Below are 18820 nucleotides of genomic sequence, written 5' to 3' on the forward strand. Positions count from 1 at the left end.
GTAACGCGCTACCGCCGAAAGAGCTTCGGATTACTCGCCATGAGGTCCCGCGTGCGCTCGCCCAAGTGATAGAACTGGGTGGACTGACAGATCCACCTCGTGGGCGCTTTAGAACCTGCTACCCGGTTGAGTAGAGCACACATCAGGAGTATCCGTCCGCTCCTCATCAGGGTCGAAACCTCGTACGAGTCATACGAAACCAATGGGTCGTGTTTCAGAGCTGTGTATCGGTCCCAGAACAGACGCGCCCACTTGCACTCATCACCACCGACGAACTTCCGGAACGCTGAACCAACGTGCATAGCCAGCAATTCGGCGTACCCCTTGTTCTTGACCTTGGTCCACTTCGGCCTCGTAGTCGACTCCTTCTTGCACGCTCCGACCCAGTACTCGATAGCGACGGCGATGTTCATTAGCTCGACCTCGACCGTCGTCATGCCGAATCGGCGAGCGCTGGTCAACGGCCCCACCGCGCGGGGATGCGTCTCAGCCAACAACAGCCATCGCCGCACGCCTGGCGCACCACCAATTGCCCCGAGTGAGAAGGCCGGCCGCTCGGACTTCTCCGAGGCACGCTTTACCCCCTCGGGAACGTCCATGAGCGAATTGCTCCACAGCGCACCCTTGCTCGGCTCAACGTCCTTCCGGTAGTGAGGGACTAGCGAACCGCCGACGCACGGGACGAAAGCGTCGTAGGCCAAGTTGATTAGATCCTGGAAGGCAATCACCGGGCGAATGAGTTCATACCATGTACCGGGCCTAGATCTGGTGATGGTGAATGTCAGTGGTGTCGACGCCGAGAACTGATCGAACTGGCGCTCGCTAGCTTCCCAACTGACACCAATCTCCAGGGTCCGCCGGTCGCTGATCTCCGCAGTGATCGGAGTCACCCGGCGAACCGTGTAGGTCATTGTGTTGACCCGGCCGTCTGGCTGCCGGTCGTAGTCGATGTGAGCGCCCTTCGCTCCGCTCCACATGACAAGTCCATAGAAGTTCGCGGTGATCGAGACAACCTTCGCACTGGCTAGCTCGCTCGGGTCAACACCGACAACGAATCCGCGCGCGAGGTAGGAGCGTACAGAGATCTTGTTACCCCCCATTACGCTGTTCTCGGGGACACTTCGAATGTCGTAGGCAACCGTCCCGCCGACCTCAGTAGCGCCATAAACGGCGTCTGGCATGGGAGTACTCCCCGGCTGTGGGAGTCCCTCGTCGGGTCGTTTGATAGTCCGAATGGCGAGGTAGTCGTCCTGTTGCTCGGCATGCCCTTGCCAGGAGGTGTCGGCTCGGTTGTAGGTCGCCAGGTCTACCCAAAAATGACCCATAGTTCCACCGAGAGTCTCATCTACCTTCTTGTCCACCGCGTAATCAAAGCACGGACGAAGATTGCGGATTGACGCGCAAGAGTGGGCACGTAGAGGGCACACACGACTGTGACCAGCACATAAGTGCTGGTCACGACGTCGGGCTGACAGGATTTGAACCTGCGACCACTTGACCCCCAGTCAAGTGCGCTACCAAACTGCGCCACAGCCCGTCTGCTCCGCCTGGCGAAGCGAATTCACCTTAGCTCACCCGACGGCCAGACTGCTAATCGCCTGCGTACGGCTACTTTTCGGCGCGCTGACGGTCGACCGCGATCCAGATCGCGGAGACGATCAGAGCCCCGATGATGGAGCCGATGATGCCGCTGGGACGGAACTCGATACCGTCACCGGCGATCAGGCTGATCAAGAGTCCGCCCACGAATGAGCCGATGAGGCCCGAGGCCAGAGCCATGCCCCAGTTGAGCCCCTTGCGGCCGGTTCCGAGGATCAGTTGGGCGGCAGCACCGATGAGCATGCCCCAGAGGACGATTCCGATGATCAACATGCCGGAATTGTGCCACAGCGCCCGAGCACTACTCGTACTCAGGCGCTGTGGGCACGTAGTTACTTCTTTCGGTCGCGCTTGTCGCGCACACGGACGTTGATCCGCACGGGCGAACCGTCGAAGCCGAACCGCTCGCGCAGTTTCCGCTCCAGGAAGCGGCGGTACCCCGCCTCCAGGAAGCCGGTGGTGAACAACACGAAGGTCGGAGGTCTGGTCGCGGCCTGCGTGGCGAACATGACACGCGGCTGTCGCCCTCCGCGCACCGGCGGCGGCGTGGCGGCGATGATCTCCTTGAGCCACGAGTTGAGCTGACCGGTGGAGATGCGCTTGTCCCACGACTCCAGCGCGCCCTCGAGCGCGGGAACCAGCTTCTGGACGCTCCGCCCGGTCATCGCCGAGATGTTCACCCGCCGTGCCCATGGAACGCGCGCCAACTCACGGTCGATCTCGTTGTCGAGTTCGTAGCGGCGGTCCTCGTCGACGAGGTCCCACTTGTTGAACACGACGACGAGCGCACGACCGCTGTCGACGATCATCGACAGCACGCGCAGGTCCTGCTCGGTGATCGTCTGACTGGCATCGATCAGCAGCAGAGCCACCTCGGCCGAGTCCAGTGCCGCACGGGTCCGCAGCGACGCGTAGTACTCGTGCCCGGTGGCGTTCCGCACCTTGCGGCGCAATCCGGCGGTGTCGACGAACTGCCAGGGCTTGCCGCCCAGTTCGATCAACTCGTCGACGGGGTCGACGGTGGTGCCCGCGACGTTGTCGACCACAGCGCGTTCCTCACCGGCCAACTTGTTCAGCAGCGAGCTCTTACCGACGTTCGGCTTTCCGACGAGCGCGACACGCCGCGGACCGCCGACGGCGAATCGTTCGCGCGGCGACTCCGGCAGAACCTCGAGGATCTTGTCCAGGAGATCTCCGGTACCGCGGCCGTGAGCAGCCGAAATGGTGTGCGGCTCCCCCAGCCCGAGCGACCACAGCGATGCAGCCTCGGCTTCCATCCGCTCAGAGTCGACCTTGTTCGCCGCCAGCAGCACCGGGGTCTTCGACCGCCTCAGCACACGGGCGACGGCCTCATCGGTGGCAGTGGCGCCGACGGTGGCGTCCACGACGAGGACGATCGCATCAGCCGTGCGCATCGCGTACTCGGCCTGGGCGGCGATCGCCAGGCCCATCCCCTTGGCATCCGGCTCCCAGCCACCGGTGTCGGTGACCATGAACTGGCGGCCGATCCAGTCGGCCTTGTACGACACACGGTCGCGCGTGACACCCGGGACGTCTTCGACGACCGCCTCACGACGACCGAGAATGCGGTTCACCAAGGTCGACTTGCCGACGTTGGGCCGTCCCACGATCGCGACCACCGGCAGTGCGGCGCTCTCTCCCGCGGCGTCGTCGGTCACGAAATCGGACAGGTCCCAATCGCCCTCGTCCGACCATGTGCCGTCGCCGGCCAGGTTGGGGTCGGCGAACTCGGTGGAGAAATCGTCACTCATGGGCGGACTCCGATCCGCTCGGCGACCAGCTCGGCGAGCCGGTCGATCACTTGCTCAAGGGTCATGTCGCTGGTGTCGACCAGCACCGCGTCGTCGGCCGCGCGCAGCGGCGACACCGCTCGGGTCGAATCCAGATGGTCGCGACGGTTCACGCTGTCGAGGACCTCGGAGAGAATGCTCTCGCGGCCGGCAGCGAGATTCTGCCGGTGACGCCGCTCGGCCCGGGCCTCGGGCGTCGCGGTCAGGAACACTTTGAGTGCGGCGTCCGGGAACACCACGGTGCCGATGTCACGTCCTTCGACGACCAGGTACGCGTCGTCGGCGTGCGCGCGCTGCAGTTCGACGAGCTTCTCGCGCACCCGCGGGTTCGCCGACACCGCGGACACCGCCGCGGTGACCTCGTCGGTGCGGATCTCTCGGGAGACGTCTTCACCGTCGAGGAACACCTGGGTGTCCCCCGCGTCGTCGCCGCCGACCGTCAGCCGGATGTCGGCGGCGTCGACGATGTCGCCGACCTCGTCACCGTCGGGCCGAACTCCCGCCCGCAGGACGGCGAGCGTCGCGGCACGGTACATCGCGCCGGTGTCGAGCATGTGGGCCCCGATGCGGGACGCCAGCTTGCCCGAGACCGTCGATTTGCCGGTTCCCGCGGGGCCGTCGATCGCGACGACCCTCATCGACTCAGCAGCACTCGGTTCGCTGACGCCGGTCACATTCCCACCGCCTTGTACAGCGCGCCGATCTCCTTGTTGTCGAGGACGCGCAGGCTGCCGGGACGCTGCTTGCCGAGCGCCACCGGACCGATGTCGGTACGGACCAGTCGTGTCACGGGGAAACCGACCTCGGCGAGCAGGCGACGCACGACTCGCTTGCGGCCTTCGTGCAGGGTCAACCGGATCAACGACTTGCCCTGATTCACCTCCAGGAGTGCGAACGAGTCGACGCTCACCGGGCCGTCCTCGAGCTCCACTCCCCGACGCAGCTCTCGACCGAGCCCGCGGTTGACCTCGCCGCGCACCGTCGCCAGGTACGTCTTCGGCACCTCGTACGACGGGTGCATCAGGCGATGCGCGAGCTCGCCGTCGTTGGTGAGCAGGAGCAGTCCTTCGGTGTCGGCGTCGAGCCGCCCGACGTGGAAGAGGCGCTGACCGGCCATCACACGCTCGGCGACGATGTCACCGATGCAGGGTCGGCCGTGCTCGTCGCTCATCGTGGAGTGCCAGCCCTTGGGCTTGTTCAGCGCCAGGTACTGCTTGGACTCGTCGATGACGACGCGGGCGCCGTCGACCTTGATGATCGCGGTGTTCGGGTCGATCCGCAGTCCCTGCTCGACGACCACTTCGCCGTCGACCTCGACACGTCCGGCGGCGATCAGTTCCTCGGCGCCTCGACGGGAGGCGACGCCCGCCGCCGCGAGGACCTTCTGCAGTCGCATCCCGTCGGAGACGTAGGTGACGCCGTCGCCCTCCACCTCAGCCACCTGGTGGCGGGCGGGTTTGGAGTTGTTGAGGCGGATCTTGCCCGACTCGACGTCGACGCGGGAGCTGCCTTTGCGATGCGGCTTGCGGCTCGACGGCTGCTGTCCCGGACCACCCCGTTTGGCCGGCGCGCCGCGCTTGCCCGAGGGAGCGCCCTTCTTGCCTGCCGCGTTCTTGCCGCGTGCATTCTGTTTGTCCGACGACGAGCGGTTGGTCCCGCTCCCTCGTCGCTTTCCCGGTGTGCCGTCTCGGCTAGCGGATGCCATGAAGTGTCCTTCGACTGTATTGATTTTCAGGTGGTGTCACGGCCCGAGGCGGCTCAGCCCTCATCGGCCTCCGCCAATGCCTGCGCCGAGACATCAACATTCGATTGTGCCTGGCCACCGCCCAGTTTGGCGAATCGCGGATCGTCGAGGAGTTCCTCGCCGAGGTCGTCGATCACGTCGACGCCCGGAAGCAGGGGTGCGATGTCGGGCAGATCACTCAAGGACGCGAGACCGAGCCGCTCGAGAAAGAGCTCGGTGGTGACATACAGCGTGCCGTTCGTCGTCTCGTCGGTCCCGGCCTCGCTGATGAGCCCGCGTGCGAGCAGTGTCCGCACCACTCCGTCGACGTTGACTCCGCGGATCGCGCTCACGCGAGCACGGGTGACGGGTTGCCGGTAGGCGACCACGGCGAGCGTTTCGAGCGCCGCTCGCGTCAGCTTGCTCCGCGTGCCGTCGAGCAGCAGCTTCTCGACGTAGGGCGCGTAGTCGGAACGGGTGTAGAAGCGCCATCCGTCGCCGGCGAAGCGAAGGTCGATCCCACTGCATGCCGCGGTGAGGTCGGCGCTCATCCGCCGAAGCATCTGCCGGACGCGTGTGCGGTCCTGACCGACAGCGGACGCGAGTTCGTCCACCGTGGCCGGCGTGTCGACGACGAGGAGCACCGCTTCCAGAGCGGCCCGCAACTCGTCGTCTTCCAGGTGATCGCCCTCGTCGATGCCGGCGTCCATGTCGGGTTCGTCCGTCCGCCCATGATCGCTCGTCATCCCCGGTTCTGTCGTCATCCGTAGTCCTCCGACTTCTCGATGTCGATCTCCTGTGCTTCGCGGTCGCCGGTCCAACAGACTTTGAGCTCACCGAGCGGCTCCGGCTGCTCGAACTGCACCGCGCGCTCCCGATACAGCTCGAGCAATCCCAGGAACCGGGCCACCACCTCGAGCCCGTTCGCGCACTCTGCCACCAATGCCCCGAACGTCAACCACTGACCATCCGCCGCGGTGAGCAGTTCGGTGAGCCGTTTGGCCTGTTCGGGCACCGACACCGTGGATCCGTGCAGGTGGTCGAGCCCGACGGTCGGCTTCGGCTTCGGTACGACGGCCGCCGCAGCGATCTCCGCGAATCGCTGCGGATTCACTCCCAGATCCACCTCGGGCAGGAGATCTTCGAACCTCGCCTCCAGCGAAACAGCGCGCGGATACCGTTGCAGCGCTGCCGCCTCCAGTTCGCCGAACAGGACGGCGACCTGCTTGTAGGCACGGTACTGCAGAAGCCTCGCGAACAGGAGGTCGCGGGCTTCGAGCAGCGCCAGGTCTTCGGGGTCCTCCACCTCGCCGGAGGGCAGCAACCGCGCGGCTTTGAGATCGAGCAGGGTTGCGGCGATCACCAGGAACTCAGTGGTCTGTTCGAGGTCGGCCTCGGCGCCCAGCGCCTTGGTGTATGCGATGAAATCGTCGGTCACCACGTGGAGCGCCACCTCTGTGACGTCGAGGCGGTGCTGGCTGATCAGGTTGAGCAGTAGGTCGAACGGCCCGGAGAAGTTGGCGAGGCGGACCTGGAAGCCGTCGCTCCGCCCGCCCGCCTCGGCGTCTGCCGTCTCCGGGCCGGAGGTCGCGGGCCCGTCGCCGACGGGGGTCAGAGTCTCCTCGGTCCCGGTCACGCCTGAGTCTCGTTGCGGGCGATCACCTCACGTGCGAGGTCGCGATACGCTTTCGCCCCCGACGACTTCGGCGCCCATGACGTGATCGGCTCACCGGCGACCGACGTCTCCGGGAACCGCACGGTTCGGTTGATGACGGTGTCGTACACGGCGTCGCCGAACACCTCGACCACGCGGGCCATCACTTCCCGCGAGTGCAGAGTGCGCTGGTCGAACATGGTGACCAAAATGCCCCCGAGTTCCAGCTTGGGGTTGAGTCGATCGTGAACCTTCTCGATGGTGTCGGTGAGAAGTGCGAGCCCGCGAAGGCTGAAGTACTCGCACTCCATGGGAATCACGACGTTGTCGGCGCACGCCAGCGCATTCACGGTGAGCAGGCCGAGCGACGGCTGACAGTCGATGAGGATGTAGTCGTAGCGGTCGGCCACCGGGTGCAGCGCACGGGCGAGCGCCTGTTCGCGCCCGACCTCGGTGACGAGCTGGATCTCGGCCGCCGACAGATCGATGTTCGACGGGAGCAGATCGAGTCCGTCGACGCGGGTGCGCATGAGGACGTCGTCGGTCGCCGCGTACGGCGGGACCAGGAGGTTGTGGACCGTCTCTTCGAGTTCATGGTGCGCCACCCCGAGACCGGCGGACAGCGCCCCCTGCGGGTCGAGGTCGACGAGCAGTACGCGTCGACCGCATTCGGCAAGTGCGGCACCGAGATTGATCGTCGAGGTGGTTTTGCCGACGCCGCCCTTCTGGTTGCACATCGCGACGATGACCGCCGGGCCGTGCTTCTCGCGGGGCGCGGGGTCTGGAATGTCGCGGTAGGGGCGTCCCGTCGGCCCGAGCTTGTCCGCCGGCACGTCGAGTTGACCCTGCTGTGCTTTGCCGCGGGGGTTGGATGCACTCACCTGTTCGATGCTCCTCCCCGGTTGTGCACGCTGCGAAACTGGTCGTCTCGATCCTAATGTGTCGAGACGGACGTCCACGGCAGGCACTCCGCAGACCTGCTGCACCCGGCCGGTCCGTCCATGATCGCCCGACGTCGCAGCCGCAATCGGCGGCGTCGGAGTGTCGGCCGAGTCCTCAACCTCGCCTTGAGACTGAAGCCGACCGCCCGTCGGCGGCTGAACGGGATAGCCGTCGCGACAGCGCGATTCACAGCCTCGGGTGCGGCAACGGCGGCGGCTGGGGTCGGTGGCCCGGGAGGAGTTCGGCGTGGTGGATCTGGTTGACCCGCCACCCGGGCCGCGTTCTCCTGCCGCTGGTTGTGCCGCTGGGTCGCCAGACGACGCGGCCGGCGTGGGGTCCGTCGATCAGGATGGTGGTCTGCCATTGCCCGGGGCGGGGGCCGACGGAGCGGTTGTGACGCCCGCATGCGGCGCCGAGGTGGTCGATGTCGGTGGGTCCGCCGTCGGCCCAGTCCGGGAAATGATGGGCCTGCGTCCGGGTGAACGGGGCTGCGCAGCCGGGGGCGGTGCAGCCGCGGTCGCGGGCGAAGAGCATCAACCGCTGCGCCCGCGACGCCAGCCGGCGTCCCCGTCCGAGGTAGAGGGCTTGTCCGGTGTGGGCGGAGAAGACGGCCAGGTGCGGGGTCGCGGCGGCGGCGACCTCGATCAACTCCGCCACCGGCACCCGAGTCCCGGTCGCGGTCAACGCCACCCCCGCCCGCTCGGCCAACTCCCGGTCGGTGACAGTGATGACCAGATCACCCGACCGCCGACCACCCCCAACACCAGTGCGGGAGGCGCGCAGCAGCGCCTGCAGACCATCGTGGGTGCGCTGCCCGGGCGTGCGAGTATCACGCTCCACCGCGGCCGCCAGAGCGGCCGGGTCGGCCGACTCCACGGTCCCCGACGGGGAGTCCGGGTCGTCGGGATTGTTCATCCCCGGTGCCGCCCACGACGGCAGTGCCGCCTCCATCTCCGCGCGCAACGCCGGGGTGAGGTAGCCGCGGACTTTGCTCATCAGCCGCAGATCCTGGGGCAGGATCGTGAAGCCGCGCAGGCGTTTGCGGTCGCGTTCGTCGGTGACGGTTCCGTCCGGATCCAGGTGCGCCAGCAGTCGGATGCCGGCGGTGCGGACACCGGCCGGACTCAACTCACGCGCGACCCACGCCAACTGCACCTCGGCCCGTGCCCGGGTCTGCGCGTCGATCGCGGTGGGAATCTTGTCCATGACGGCGTCGATCTCCCGGACGTGGTCGGCACCGATCGCACCCTCGCCCACCGCGACCGCAGTCGCCGGCAGTACCGGTTCGCGGGTCTGGCCTTGCAGGTCGGTGAATCGTCCGATGCCGGCGGCGCTGACGCGTCGGCGTCGGGCGGCACCGTCACCGAGCCGCAACCCCTGCGCCAAATACTGATGCACCGACAAATACCCGACCTTGCGGTAGGCGCCGCGGTCGGAGACCTCCACCAGCACCGCGGCGTCCACACCGTCGAGACGACGATGAGTACGTTCCAACGTCTCGACCGTCTCCAGCAGGGTGTCTTCGGTCACCGCGGACAGCGGCAGCGACGCGAACTTGGTCGCCGCAGCCTCCAACAGGCGGGCGAGGGCGGCCGGATCGTCCGGCAGCAGCACTTCTGACGCGACCATCGAACCCACCCCCCGCGACCTGCACAGTGTCCGAGAACACTTCTGCTGTGCTTCTATGTTCGAATCATACGGCCGACCTCTGACAAAACAGTCGGCGCTCGCCTGCGCTCGCGCACTCGTCGTCGTAGTCTGCGAACCATGAGCGACTACGGTCTCGACCTTCGTTTCGGCGTCTTCGTCACAGGTACGTCAAAGGCACCTCAGCAGGCCGTCGACCTGGCTCTGACCGCCGAAGACGCCGGCATCGACATGGTGACGATCCAGGACCACCCGTACCAACCGGCGTTCCTCGACACCTGGACCCTGCTGAGCTTCATCGCCGCGCGGACCGAGCGCGTGATTCTGTCCGGAAACGTCCTCAACCTCCCGCTGCGGCCTCCCGCTGTTCTCGCCCGCGCCGCTGCGAGCCTCGATCTGCTCTCCGCCGGTCGATGCGAGATCGCACTGGGTGCAGGCGGCTTCGTCGACGCGATCGCGGCGATGGGAGGTCCGCGTCGCACCCCCGGAGAAAGCCGTCGTGCACTGGACGAGGCGATCGACGTGATGCGCGCGATCTGGGACACCTCGGCCCGCGGCGGCGTTCATCTCAGCGGTGACTTCTACCAGGTGGACGGCGCCAAACGCGGCCCGGCGCCCGCCCACCCGATCGGCATCACCGTCGGCGCGTACAAACCGCGCATGCTCCGACTCGTCGGCCGCAAATGCGACGGCTGCCTGCCGTCGCTCAGCTATCTGCCGAACGGGGTCAGCGATCTGACCTCGATGAATGCCGTGATCGACGCAGCCGCGATCGACGCCGGCCGTGACCCCTCGGCTATCCGGCGATACCTGAACGTCGGCGGTCACTTCAACGACGCTCGCGGAGATCTGCTCAGCGGTCCGCCGGCATCCTGGGTGGACGAGCTCGCCGGTCTCACCCGCGACTACGGCATCACCGGGTTCATCTTCGCGACGGACGACGCGGCCGAGATCGAGACCATCGGCACCCAGGTGGCACCCGCTGTGCGGGAACTGGTCGCCGAGCACCGGTCGGCGTGAGGGTGGCGAGGGGCGGTACTCAGCGCGCCCGCGGGTGCGCGGTCGCATACACCTCGCGCATCGTGTTGACCGTGACCAGCGTGTACACCTGAGTCGTCGTCACCGACGAGTGACCGAGCAATTCCTGCACCACGCGAACGTCAGCGCCGCCGTCGAGCAGATGCGTGGCGAAACTGTGCCGCAGAGTGTGCGGCGAGACCTCCTTGTCGACACCGGCACGTTCCGCGGCGTCGACGAGCACCTGCCAGGCACTCTGCCGGGACAGTCTTCCGCCCCGGACGTTCAGGAACAGCGCCGGCGTCGCCCGTTTCACCAACGCCGGCCGGCCGCGCACGAGGTACGCGTCCACGGCGTCGATCGCCGGTCCGCCGACCGGCACGATCCGCTCCTTCCCGCCCTTGCCGCGCAAGACGACCGCGCGGTGCTCCAGATCGAGGTCGTCGAGGTCGAGCGAGGTGACCTCCGAAATCCGGGCACCACAGCTGTAGAGCAGTTCGACGAGCGCTCGATCGCGCAGGCTGCGCGGCCCGTCGCCGGAGCCCGCGGCGTCGAGGATCGCGAGAACATCGTCTACCGGCAACGATTTCGGGAGGCGCCGCGGCGGCTTAGGCGGACGTACCGCATGCGCGACGTCGGATCCGGCCAACCCTTCGGCCGTACAGAATTTGTGAAAGCCACGCGCCGCCACCAGCGTCCGCGCGACCGACGAGTCGGCCAGTCCCGGAACACCGCTGCCAGGGTCCCCGCGCCGCAGAGCGACGAGGAAGTCGCGCACATCCTCCTCGGTGATGGCGGCGATCTCGGAGATTCCGCGCCCGTCGAGAAACGACCGATACCGTTCGAGGTCGCGACGGTAGGAGGCGACGGTGTTGACCGCCGACCCGCGTTCCACCGTGAGATGGTCGAGGTAGCGGGCGATCGCGTCGTCGACGGTCGCGGTGGACATCTGTCGCCGCCCTATCGGCGTGCCGCGAAGGCCGTCGGCTCATCTCGCCACGGTGCGTCCGTGGCGCGGAGTTCCGTACCGCTCGCGTCGGCCGCCGCCGCGGCGAGCACTCCGGACACGGCCGTCGCGTTGACGATCTCGCCCGACAGGCACATCCGCACCGCGTCGGCCAACGGCACCCATTCCAGGACGAGATCCGCCTCCTCGTCCTCACGATCAGCGGCGTGCAACTGATGGAGACTCTCCGCCAGATAGACGCGCAACGCCTCGTCGGTGAACCCCGGAGACACGACCAGGTCGACGAGCACTCGCCACCGGTCCGCAGCCAGATCCGCCTCCTCGGCGAGTTCCCGCTGTGCGGCCGACAACGGCGATTCCTGCGGTCCGCCGTCGAGCAGACCCGCGGGCAGTTCCAGCAACCGGCGTCCGATCGGGTGACGATACTGCCGCACCATCGCGATCCGACCTTCGTCGTCGCGTGCCACCACGGCGACGGCACCGTGGTGCTCGACCACCTCGCGGCGGGCCGTCCGGCCCCCTGGCATCTCCACCTCGTCGATGCGCAGAGCCAGGATCGCTCCGGTGTACTCGGTCCGCGACGACCGCGTGACGAACTCGTGCGATCCCGGCTCGCTCATCGGCTCAGCACCTCATTCCCCGTCTGCGACGGTCTCGAGGATCTCGACTCCGCTCGCGTCGTAACCTTCCAGTTCCACCGGCAGCCGCACTGCGGTCTTGTACTTCAACGCGGCCTCGATGAACGCCTTGAACAACGGGTGCGGGCGAGTGGGACGGCTCTTGAGCTCCGGATGCGCCTGGGTGGCGACCAGGAACGGATGGACGTCCTTCGGATATTCGACGAACTCGACGAGCTTGCCGTCCGGCGACGTGCCCGAGAACACCAGACCGGACTCGGCGATCTTGTCCCGATAGGCATTGTTGACCTCGAAGCGGTGGCGGTGCCGCTCGCTCACCTCGGTGGCGCCGTACGCCCGCGCCACCTGAGATCCCGGGATCAGCGTGGCCGGGTACGCGCCCAGCCGCATCGTCCCGCCGAGGTCCGCATCGCCCGCCACGGCCGCTTCCTGATCCGCCATCGTCGCGATGACCGGCGAAGGGGTATCGGGATCGAACTCGGTGGAACTGGCATCGGCCAGTCCCGCCTGCCGCGCGGCCTCGATCACGACGCACTGCAGACCGAGGCACAGTCCCAGCAGCGGGATCCCGTTCTCCCGCGCGTACTTGATGGCACCCAGCTTGCCCTCGATCCCGCGGATCCCGAACCCGCCGGGCACCAGAACCGCGTCGACGTCCCGCAGGGCCGCGTGCGCACCCTCGTAGGTCTCGCAGTCGTCCGACGGAACCCAGGAGATCTCGGTGCGCGTGTGGTGGGCGAAGCCGCCGGCACGGATCGCCTCGGTGACCGACAGATACGCGTCCGGCAGGTCGATGTACTTGCCGACCAACGCGATCCGCACCGTCTCGCGCGGCGAATGGACCCGGTCGAGGAGATCGCCCCACACGGTCCAGTCGACGTCGCGGAAGGGCAGTCCCAGCTGACGGACCACGTAGGCGTCGAGTTGCTCCGAGTGCAGCACCTTGGGGATGTCGTAGATCGACGGTGCGTCCGGCGTCGAGATGCATCCGTCGATGTCGACGTCGCACATCAGGGCGATCTTCTTCTTGAGCGCCTCCGGCACGGGCCGATCGCACCGCAGGATCAGTGCGTCGGGCTGGATGCCGATGCTCCGCAGCGCCGCCACGGAATGCTGGGTCGGCTTGGTCTTCAGCTCGCCGGAGGGCGCCAGGTACGGAACCAGGGAGACGTGCAGGAAGAAGACGTTGTCGCGCCCGAGGTCGTGGCGGATCTGCCGAGCCGCTTCGATGAACGGCTGCGACTCGATGTCGCCGACGGTTCCGCCGATCTCCGTGATGACGACATCCGGCTCCTCGCCGTCGGCGTCGGGGTCGTGCATCGCCATCATCCGCGATTTCAGCTCGTCCGTGATATGCGGAATCACCTGCACGGTGTCGCCGAGGTACTCACCGCGGCGTTCCTTCGCGATGACGGTCGAGTACACCTGCCCGGTGGTCACATTCGCCGATCCGGACAGATTGCGGTCGAGGAAGCGCTCGTAATGACCGATGTCCAGGTCGGTCTCGGCGCCGTCCTCGGTGACGAAGACCTCGCCGTGCTGGAACGGATTCATCGTGCCCGGATCGACGTTCAGGTACGGATCGACCTTCTGCATCGTCACCCGCATACCGCGGGCGGTCAGGAGCTGGCCGAGGCTCGAGGCCGTCAGACCTTTGCCGAGTGACGAGGCGACACCGCCGGTCACGAAGATGTGCTTTGCTCCGGCGCGCTGGTCACGCAATGATCGCAATTTTTCTCCCGTCGGGCGGTTCAAGCCTCTGCGAAATCTTGAATACCTACGGGACTTCAGCCTAACAGCATCGGCGCGGAATGCCGCTACGAGCAGCCGACTCCACCGTCGCCGGGAGTGTCGCGGCTCCGGTCACTTCGAGGGAGCAGCTCCCACCGTGATCGCCGTCGCACCCGGTCCGGTGCCGTACGCGCCGGTGCGGCCGTCGGTCTCATCGCCGAGAGCGAGCACCGTGGTCAGCTGACCGGTCTGTTGGTCGACGTTGTCGACGGTGCTGACGGCATTGTTCAGCGACGGGTCGGACCGGACCACACCGATCGGTGAACCGCCCTCGGCGGAACCGGACCGCCCGGCGAGTACGCCACCGGAACCGCGTGCCGCCATCGCTGCGGAGAACCTGCCGACGAACTGCCCCTGCGCACCGGAGTCCGACGACATCTCCCCGCCCGTCACGACCAGCACCAAGTCGGCCGGCCGCACCGCACCGTCCGGATACTCGAGGAACCCGGCCTGCCGAAGCGTCTGAAGTGCGGTGGACCGATCACTGTCCGACGCGGGCGCCTGTCCGGGCCGGGTCAGAAGTGCGGTGCCCAGCAGATCACCGAGCCGCGAGCCCGAATCGGTGTACTCCACGCGCAGCTGAGCGCCGGCAGGGATCGATTGGTCGACGACGGTGCGCAGCTTGGACGCCTGCTCGTCGCGGACCAGCGCGGTGGTCAACGCGATCTGGCCGGTCACCGTGCCTCCCGCACCGTTGACCAGCCCCTTCAGCGCTTCCACATCGCCGTCGGCGGCGTCGGGCGCGGTGACGATGAGCACGCCGCGCTTGTTCAGAACACCCTTCGTCAGTTCGGGACCGATCGCCTTGATGAAGGCGGTGTCGTTCCCGACCTCTTTGTCGAGGGCATCGCGCTCGTCTTGCAGCTTCCCGATTCTGTCGCGATCGGTGCCGGTCAGGGCATTCACTCGGTCACCGATGAACCCGGAACCGAGGAACAGGCCCAGAGTCAGAGCCAAGAAGACTGCGATCAGCGAAACGGCGTGCTGGCGCAAAGAGATCATTTGGTATTCCACACACTGCTGACCCAATCGGTCAGCGAGTGCCACTGGTCGACCATCCAGTCGCTGGCGGCTGCCCCGCCGCCCTGGGTGATCACAACCGCCACGATGATCGCGATCAGTGCCGCGACCATCAGCATGGCGATCAACGTTCCGCTGATCCGACTGCGGTACAGCGTGGCGACAGCCTTCGCATCCACCAACTTCGCTCCGACCTTCAGTCGCGTGAGGAAGCGCGAAGGGATCTGGTCACGCATCGTGCGGTCGAAGAAGTCGTTCATCGAGCCGCTGAGTCCGGCGGTCACGATCAGGTCGGCACCGTGGTAGTCGGCCAGCAGGAGCGCGAGGTCCGGCGCCGACCCGGCGGCCGGGAAGGTGGTGGCGCCGATGCCGAGATCCTGGATCCTCTCCAGGCCCGGTGCGTGGCCATCGGGGTCGGCCGGCAGAACCACCTCGGCGCCGGACTTGAGCGTCTCGGTGCGGATGTCGTCCGGGTCCCCGACGATGAGGGCCGGGCGGTAACCGGCCTTGATCAAGGTGTCCGCACCGGCGCCGACGCCGACGAGCACCGGTTGGTATTCCTTGATGAAGGGTTTGAGCGATTTGAGGTCTGCGGCGCGGTCGGAGCCGTCGGCCACGATCACGACATGCCTGCGGTCGAATTTGACGTTCACCTTCGGCACGCCGACGCCGTCGATCAGCAGCGGCGACTCGCTGCGGATGAACTCGATCGTGTTGCCGGAGAAGGCTTCGAGATGATCGACGAGGCCGGTCTTCGCGTCGAGCATCAGGTCGGCGATCTCGCGTTCGCCGAGTTCCTGACCTCGAGCGATGACGCGTTCGCCGATGTACAGCTTGCCCTCGTTGAGGCGTACCTTGGTGCCGTCCTTGACTCGCGAGAACACTTCGCTGCCGACGTTGTCGATCAGCGGGATGCCGGAAGCCGCGAGCACTTCGGGACCGAGGTTCGGGTATCGGCCGGTGATCGACTGCGAGACGTTCACCACCGCCGCGACCTCGGCCTCCACCAGCGCGTCAGCGGTGACCCGGTCCAGGTCGACCTGGTCCAGGATCACGACCGCACCGTGGTCGACTCGGTTGACGAGGCGTTTGACGTCCTTGTCGATCCGGGCGATGCCGGTGAGTCCGGGGAGTGCTTCGGTGTTCCGCGAGAGCAGGGCTGGCATCCTCATGGGTCCCATAGTGACCTTCAGGCACATCAGTCACACGGAGGCGCGCCGTATCAATATCAACTTTCGTCACACTGGAAACACTCGCCTCCGGCGGCGAAACAATGGCGGCTCCCCGTCAGGAATCCGCGCGCGCCCGCTCCGCGGTGTCGAGGAGTTCCTCCGCATGAGCCCTGCCGGTCTCCGAGTCCCCGAGACCGGCGAGCATTCGGGCGAGCTCCGCGATGCGTTCGTCGCGGTCGAGCATGGTCAGCGTCGAGGTCTGCCTGCCCTTGCTTCCACCACCGGACTTGCCGATCACGAGGTGGTTGTCGGCAAAGGCGGCCACTTGCGGAAGGTGCGTCACCACGATCACCTGATGGCGTCGAGCCAACCGTGCGAGGCGCGCACCGATCTGCACGGCGGCCGCGCCGCCGACGCCTGCGTCGACTTCGTCGAACACCATCACCCCGCCAGAATCCGGCTCGGCCAGAACCACTTCCAACGCGAGCATCACCCGCGACAGTTCGCCTCCCGACGCCGATTTGGCGATCGGCAGAGGCGCCGCGCCCTTATGCGCCACGAGTCCGAATTCGACGCGGTCGGCACCGTCTCCGCCCGCGTGCGCACGCCGTCCGCCGACGTCGATCGCGAGCCGGTCGTCGTCTGCGGGCAGCAGCGAGACCGAGACGGCCAGTGCGCTGCCGCCCATCGCCAAGCCCGCCAGTTCGGCCGAGACCTTGCTCGCGAGGCTCTTGGCCGACTTCGTCCGCACGGTGTGCAGCTTGCCGGCCAGTTCTGCCACCTTGTCCCGCGCGGCCGCGGCCCGAGCCTCGAGTTGTTCGATCGCACCCTCGGGGTCCTCGATCTCGCTCAGGCGTTCACGTGCGTCGTCACGCCAGGCCAGGACGCCGTCGATGTCCGCGGCGTACTTGCGCGTCAACGACTTGAGTTCCGCTTGACGGTTCAGCAGGCCGTCGAGGTCACCCGCGTCGTCCGGCAGGCCTCCGAGAAACGAAGTCAGCTCTGCGCCGAGGTCGGTGACGACCGTCAGTGCTTCGGCAACGCGCGGCTGCAGATCGCGCAATGCGTCATCCGACGCCGACTCCAACAGCGAGCGGACGGTGCCGAGACCGTCGACCACCGACGCGCCTTCGGCACCCGCCACGATCTCCTGTGCTTGATACGCAGTGGACCTGATCTCCTCGAGATCGGTCATCCTCCGGATGGTCGCGATCAGATCGGTGTCCTCACCGGGCTCGGGTCCGACGGCGTCGATCTCGTCGATTCCGAACCGCAACCGGTCGGCCTCCTGGGCCAGTTCTCGGGCGCTGTCACGACGCCGGTCGAGTTCGTCGAGCAGTTCCACCCAGTCCGCGCGCGCCGCGCGGTACTTCTTGAGCGTCGAGGCCGCCGCCGGACCGGCGTACCGGTCCAACGCGGAGCGCTGCTGCTCCGGCCGGATCAACCGCAACTGATCGTTCTGCCCGTGGATCGCGAGCAGTTCGCCCGTCAGCTGCGCGAGCGTGCCCACGGGTACGGCGCGGCCGCCCAGATGTGCGCGCGAGCGACCATCGGCATTGACCGTCCGCGCCGCGATCAGGGTGTCGTCGTCATCGACGTCGGCACCGGTCTCGTCGAGGACTGCGGCCACCGATGACCGATCCTCGGGAAGGCGGAACCGGCCTTCGACGATCGCCTTCGCGTCTCCGGTCCGGACACGTCCCGCGTCCGCTCGTGCTCCGGACAGCAGCCGCAGGCTGGTGACGATCATCGTCTTGCCCGCACCCGTCTCACCGGTCAGAACGGTGAATCCGGGATGGAACTGCGCGCTCGCGGATTCGAGCACACCGAGACTGCGGATCGACAGTTCTTCCAGCAACGGGTCTCAGCTCCTTCCCCGCCAGCCGGTGACCGGCAGCGAGAACTTGGTGACGAGTCGGTCGGCGAAGGGCTCCGAATCGATGCGGACCCAGCGAAGCGAACGCTGCGCCCGCACCACCTCCACCCTGGACCCCGCGGGTACGTCGAAGATCCGGCGGCCGTCGCACAAGGCGACGCCGTCGCGCCCCTCGCGGTGGACTTCCACCGCCACGCGCGATCGCGGACTGGTGACCATCGGGCGGGCGAACAGCGCGTGGGCGTTGCTCGGCACCACGAGGATCGCCTCCAGATCCGGCCACATCACCGGACCGCCGGCGGAGAACGCGTACGCAGTGGAACCGGTGGGCGTGGCGACGAGCAGTCCGTCGGCGCCGTAGGCCGCAACCGGCCGCCCGTCGACCTCGGTGACGAGTTCGAGAACACCGTTGTGCGACGTGTTCTGAATGACGACCTCGTTGAGCACCCAGTCGCGCGCACGGGGCTCATCGCTCCCCGGGTCGATCACCGATACGTCCAGCACCATCCGGTCGACGACCCGGTAGTCGCCGGCGATCAGCAGGTCGAGCACTTCGTCGATCCGGTGCGCCTCCGCCTCCGCGAGGAATCCGATGTGGCCGAGATTGATCCCCATCAATGGGACGCCCGCGGGGTACGCCAGTTCGGCGGCACGCAGGAAAGTGCCGTCTCCGCCGAGCACAAGCACCAATTCACACCCCTGCGCCGACACCGAGTCGGCGTGAGCGACCTCCACATCCGCTCCGGCGTCGCGCAGCATCTCCGGATCGACCGGGTGGGTCTCGACGTTCGGAGGCGGCGGCCGGCGGGTGTCGTGGTCGACGACACGGACCGCGATACCGGCGTCACCGCAGCGCTTCGCGATGGTCAGGAGCGTATCGGTGACCTCGTCACGGCCGGTGTGCGCCACGACCAGGAAGGTCCGGGTACCGTCCGGCGACCCGCTCGATGATGTCATCACCCT

At 67.1% G+C, this 18820-nt stretch carries 17 protein-coding genes and 1 tRNA gene; 1 reads left to right on the forward strand and 17 read right to left on the reverse strand.

What is annotated here, in order from left to right; genetic code table 11:
- Positions 1-8 precede the first annotated feature (8 nt).
- The 10 genes from ACZ5QD_RS06400 to ACZ5QD_RS06445 form a co-directional block, all read right to left on the reverse strand.
- Positions 9-1361: an ApeA N-terminal domain 1-containing protein gene (locus tag ACZ5QD_RS06400; protein WP_375003997.1), complete on the reverse strand. Its 1353-nt coding sequence runs from the start codon at positions 1359-1361 to the stop codon at positions 9-11.
- Positions 1362-1463: 102 nt separating this feature from the next.
- Positions 1464-1537 (reverse strand) — tRNA-Pro (locus ACZ5QD_RS06405).
- 71 nt (positions 1538-1608) lie between these two features.
- Positions 1609-1872: a hypothetical protein gene (locus tag ACZ5QD_RS06410; RefSeq protein WP_045537997.1), complete on the reverse strand. Its 264-nt coding sequence runs from the start codon at positions 1870-1872 to the stop codon at positions 1609-1611.
- Positions 1873-1931: 59 nt separating this feature from the next.
- Positions 1932-3371: a ribosome biogenesis GTPase Der gene (gene der, locus ACZ5QD_RS06415; protein ID WP_006898304.1), complete on the reverse strand. Its 1440-nt coding sequence runs from the start codon at positions 3369-3371 to the stop codon at positions 1932-1934.
- Positions 3368-4048: a (d)CMP kinase gene (gene cmk, locus ACZ5QD_RS06420; protein ID WP_039868219.1), complete on the reverse strand. Its 681-nt coding sequence runs from the start codon at positions 4046-4048 to the stop codon at positions 3368-3370. Before cmk ends, der begins: the two co-directional genes overlap by 4 nt.
- A gap of 32 nt (positions 4049-4080) precedes the next feature.
- Positions 4081-5115: a pseudouridine synthase gene (locus ACZ5QD_RS06425; RefSeq protein ID WP_062367681.1), complete on the reverse strand. Its 1035-nt coding sequence runs from the start codon at positions 5113-5115 to the stop codon at positions 4081-4083.
- 53 nt (positions 5116-5168) lie between these two features.
- Positions 5169-5843: an SMC-Scp complex subunit ScpB gene (gene scpB / locus ACZ5QD_RS06430; RefSeq protein ID WP_412475731.1), complete on the reverse strand. Its 675-nt coding sequence runs from the start codon at positions 5841-5843 to the stop codon at positions 5169-5171.
- Positions 5844-5893: 50 nt separating this feature from the next.
- Complete coding sequence (locus ACZ5QD_RS06435) at positions 5894-6769, reverse strand: segregation and condensation protein A (RefSeq protein WP_045537992.1); 876 nt, start codon at positions 6767-6769, stop codon at positions 5894-5896.
- Complete coding sequence (locus ACZ5QD_RS06440; RefSeq protein WP_006898309.1) at positions 6766-7668, reverse strand: ParA family protein; 903 nt, start codon at positions 7666-7668, stop codon at positions 6766-6768. The genes ACZ5QD_RS06435 and ACZ5QD_RS06440 overlap by 4 nt, the downstream gene beginning before the upstream one ends.
- A gap of 247 nt (positions 7669-7915) precedes the next feature.
- A complete protein-coding gene (locus ACZ5QD_RS06445) occupies positions 7916-9358 on the reverse strand; it encodes an HNH endonuclease signature motif containing protein (RefSeq protein WP_412475168.1) in 1443 nt (480 codons plus the stop codon).
- Positions 9359-9496: 138 nt separating this feature from the next.
- Between ACZ5QD_RS06445 and ACZ5QD_RS06450 the strand changes: the two genes are divergently transcribed.
- Positions 9497-10396 carry an LLM class flavin-dependent oxidoreductase gene (locus ACZ5QD_RS06450; protein WP_278123858.1) on the forward strand — a complete coding sequence of 300 codons (900 nt, stop codon included), beginning with the start codon at positions 9497-9499 and terminating at the stop codon, positions 10394-10396.
- A gap of 19 nt (positions 10397-10415) precedes the next feature.
- Here ACZ5QD_RS06450 and xerD read toward each other — a convergent pair whose 3' ends face one another.
- The 7 genes from xerD to ACZ5QD_RS06485 all read right to left on the reverse strand — a co-directional run bounded on the left by xerD (position 10416) and on the right by ACZ5QD_RS06485 (position 18814).
- Positions 10416-11342 (reverse strand): site-specific tyrosine recombinase XerD, encoded by a 927-nt coding sequence (gene xerD, locus ACZ5QD_RS06455; protein WP_045537988.1) that lies wholly within the window; start codon positions 11340-11342, stop codon positions 10416-10418.
- Between the two features lie 11 nt (positions 11343-11353).
- Positions 11354-11980, reverse strand: a complete 627-nt coding sequence (locus tag ACZ5QD_RS06460) for an NUDIX domain-containing protein (protein WP_006898313.1) — start codon at positions 11978-11980, stop codon at positions 11354-11356.
- 12 nt (positions 11981-11992) lie between these two features.
- Positions 11993-13729, reverse strand: a complete 1737-nt coding sequence (locus ACZ5QD_RS06465; protein ID WP_006898314.1) for a CTP synthase — start codon at positions 13727-13729, stop codon at positions 11993-11995.
- A gap of 132 nt (positions 13730-13861) precedes the next feature.
- A complete protein-coding gene (locus ACZ5QD_RS06470) occupies positions 13862-14791 on the reverse strand; it encodes a copper transporter (RefSeq protein ID WP_006898315.1) in 930 nt (309 codons plus the stop codon).
- Positions 14788-15981 carry a putative cytokinetic ring protein SteA gene (gene steA, locus ACZ5QD_RS06475; protein ID WP_039868216.1) on the reverse strand — a complete coding sequence of 398 codons (1194 nt, stop codon included), beginning with the start codon at positions 15979-15981 and terminating at the stop codon, positions 14788-14790. Before steA ends, ACZ5QD_RS06470 begins: the two co-directional genes overlap by 4 nt.
- A gap of 115 nt (positions 15982-16096) precedes the next feature.
- Positions 16097-17839 (reverse strand): DNA repair protein RecN, encoded by a 1743-nt coding sequence (gene recN / locus ACZ5QD_RS06480; protein ID WP_045537986.1) that lies wholly within the window; start codon positions 17837-17839, stop codon positions 16097-16099.
- 6 nt (positions 17840-17845) lie between these two features.
- Positions 17846-18814: an NAD kinase gene (locus tag ACZ5QD_RS06485; protein WP_006898318.1), complete on the reverse strand. Its 969-nt coding sequence runs from the start codon at positions 18812-18814 to the stop codon at positions 17846-17848.
- Positions 18815-18820: the final 6 nt, after the last annotated feature.

Source organism: Gordonia sp. J1A (genome assembly GCF_055393515.1).

Bases quoted from the DNA above. Each gene is read 5' to 3' on its own strand.
- ACZ5QD_RS06450 (WP_278123858.1), top strand. From the start codon at position 9,497: ATGAGCGACTACGGTCTCGACCTTCGTTTCGGCGTCTTCGTCACAGGT.
- ACZ5QD_RS06445 (WP_412475168.1), bottom strand. From the start codon at position 9,358: ATGGTCGCGTCAGAAGTGCTGCTGCCGGACGATCCGGCCGCCCTCGCC.
- xerD (WP_045537988.1), bottom strand. From the start codon at position 11,342: ATGTCCACCGCGACCGTCGACGACGCGATCGCCCGCTACCTCGACCAT.
- ACZ5QD_RS06470 (WP_006898315.1), bottom strand. From the start codon at position 14,791: ATGATCTCTTTGCGCCAGCACGCCGTTTCGCTGATCGCAGTCTTCTTG.
- ACZ5QD_RS06460 (WP_006898313.1), bottom strand. From the start codon at position 11,980: ATGAGCGAGCCGGGATCGCACGAGTTCGTCACGCGGTCGTCGCGGACC.
- cmk (WP_039868219.1), bottom strand. From the start codon at position 4,048: ATGAGGGTCGTCGCGATCGACGGCCCCGCGGGAACCGGCAAATCGACG.
- ACZ5QD_RS06410 (WP_045537997.1), bottom strand. From the start codon at position 1,872: ATGTTGATCATCGGAATCGTCCTCTGGGGCATGCTCATCGGTGCTGCC.
- der (WP_006898304.1), bottom strand. From the start codon at position 3,371: ATGAGTGACGATTTCTCCACCGAGTTCGCCGACCCCAACCTGGCCGGC.
- scpB (WP_412475731.1), bottom strand. From the start codon at position 5,843: ATGGACGCCGGCATCGACGAGGGCGATCACCTGGAAGACGACGAGTTG.
- ACZ5QD_RS06425 (WP_062367681.1), bottom strand. From the start codon at position 5,115: ATGGCATCCGCTAGCCGAGACGGCACACCGGGAAAGCGACGAGGGAGC.
- steA (WP_039868216.1), bottom strand. From the start codon at position 15,981: ATGAGGATGCCAGCCCTGCTCTCGCGGAACACCGAAGCACTCCCCGGA.
- ACZ5QD_RS06485 (WP_006898318.1), bottom strand. From the start codon at position 18,814: ATGACATCATCGAGCGGGTCGCCGGACGGTACCCGGACCTTCCTGGTC.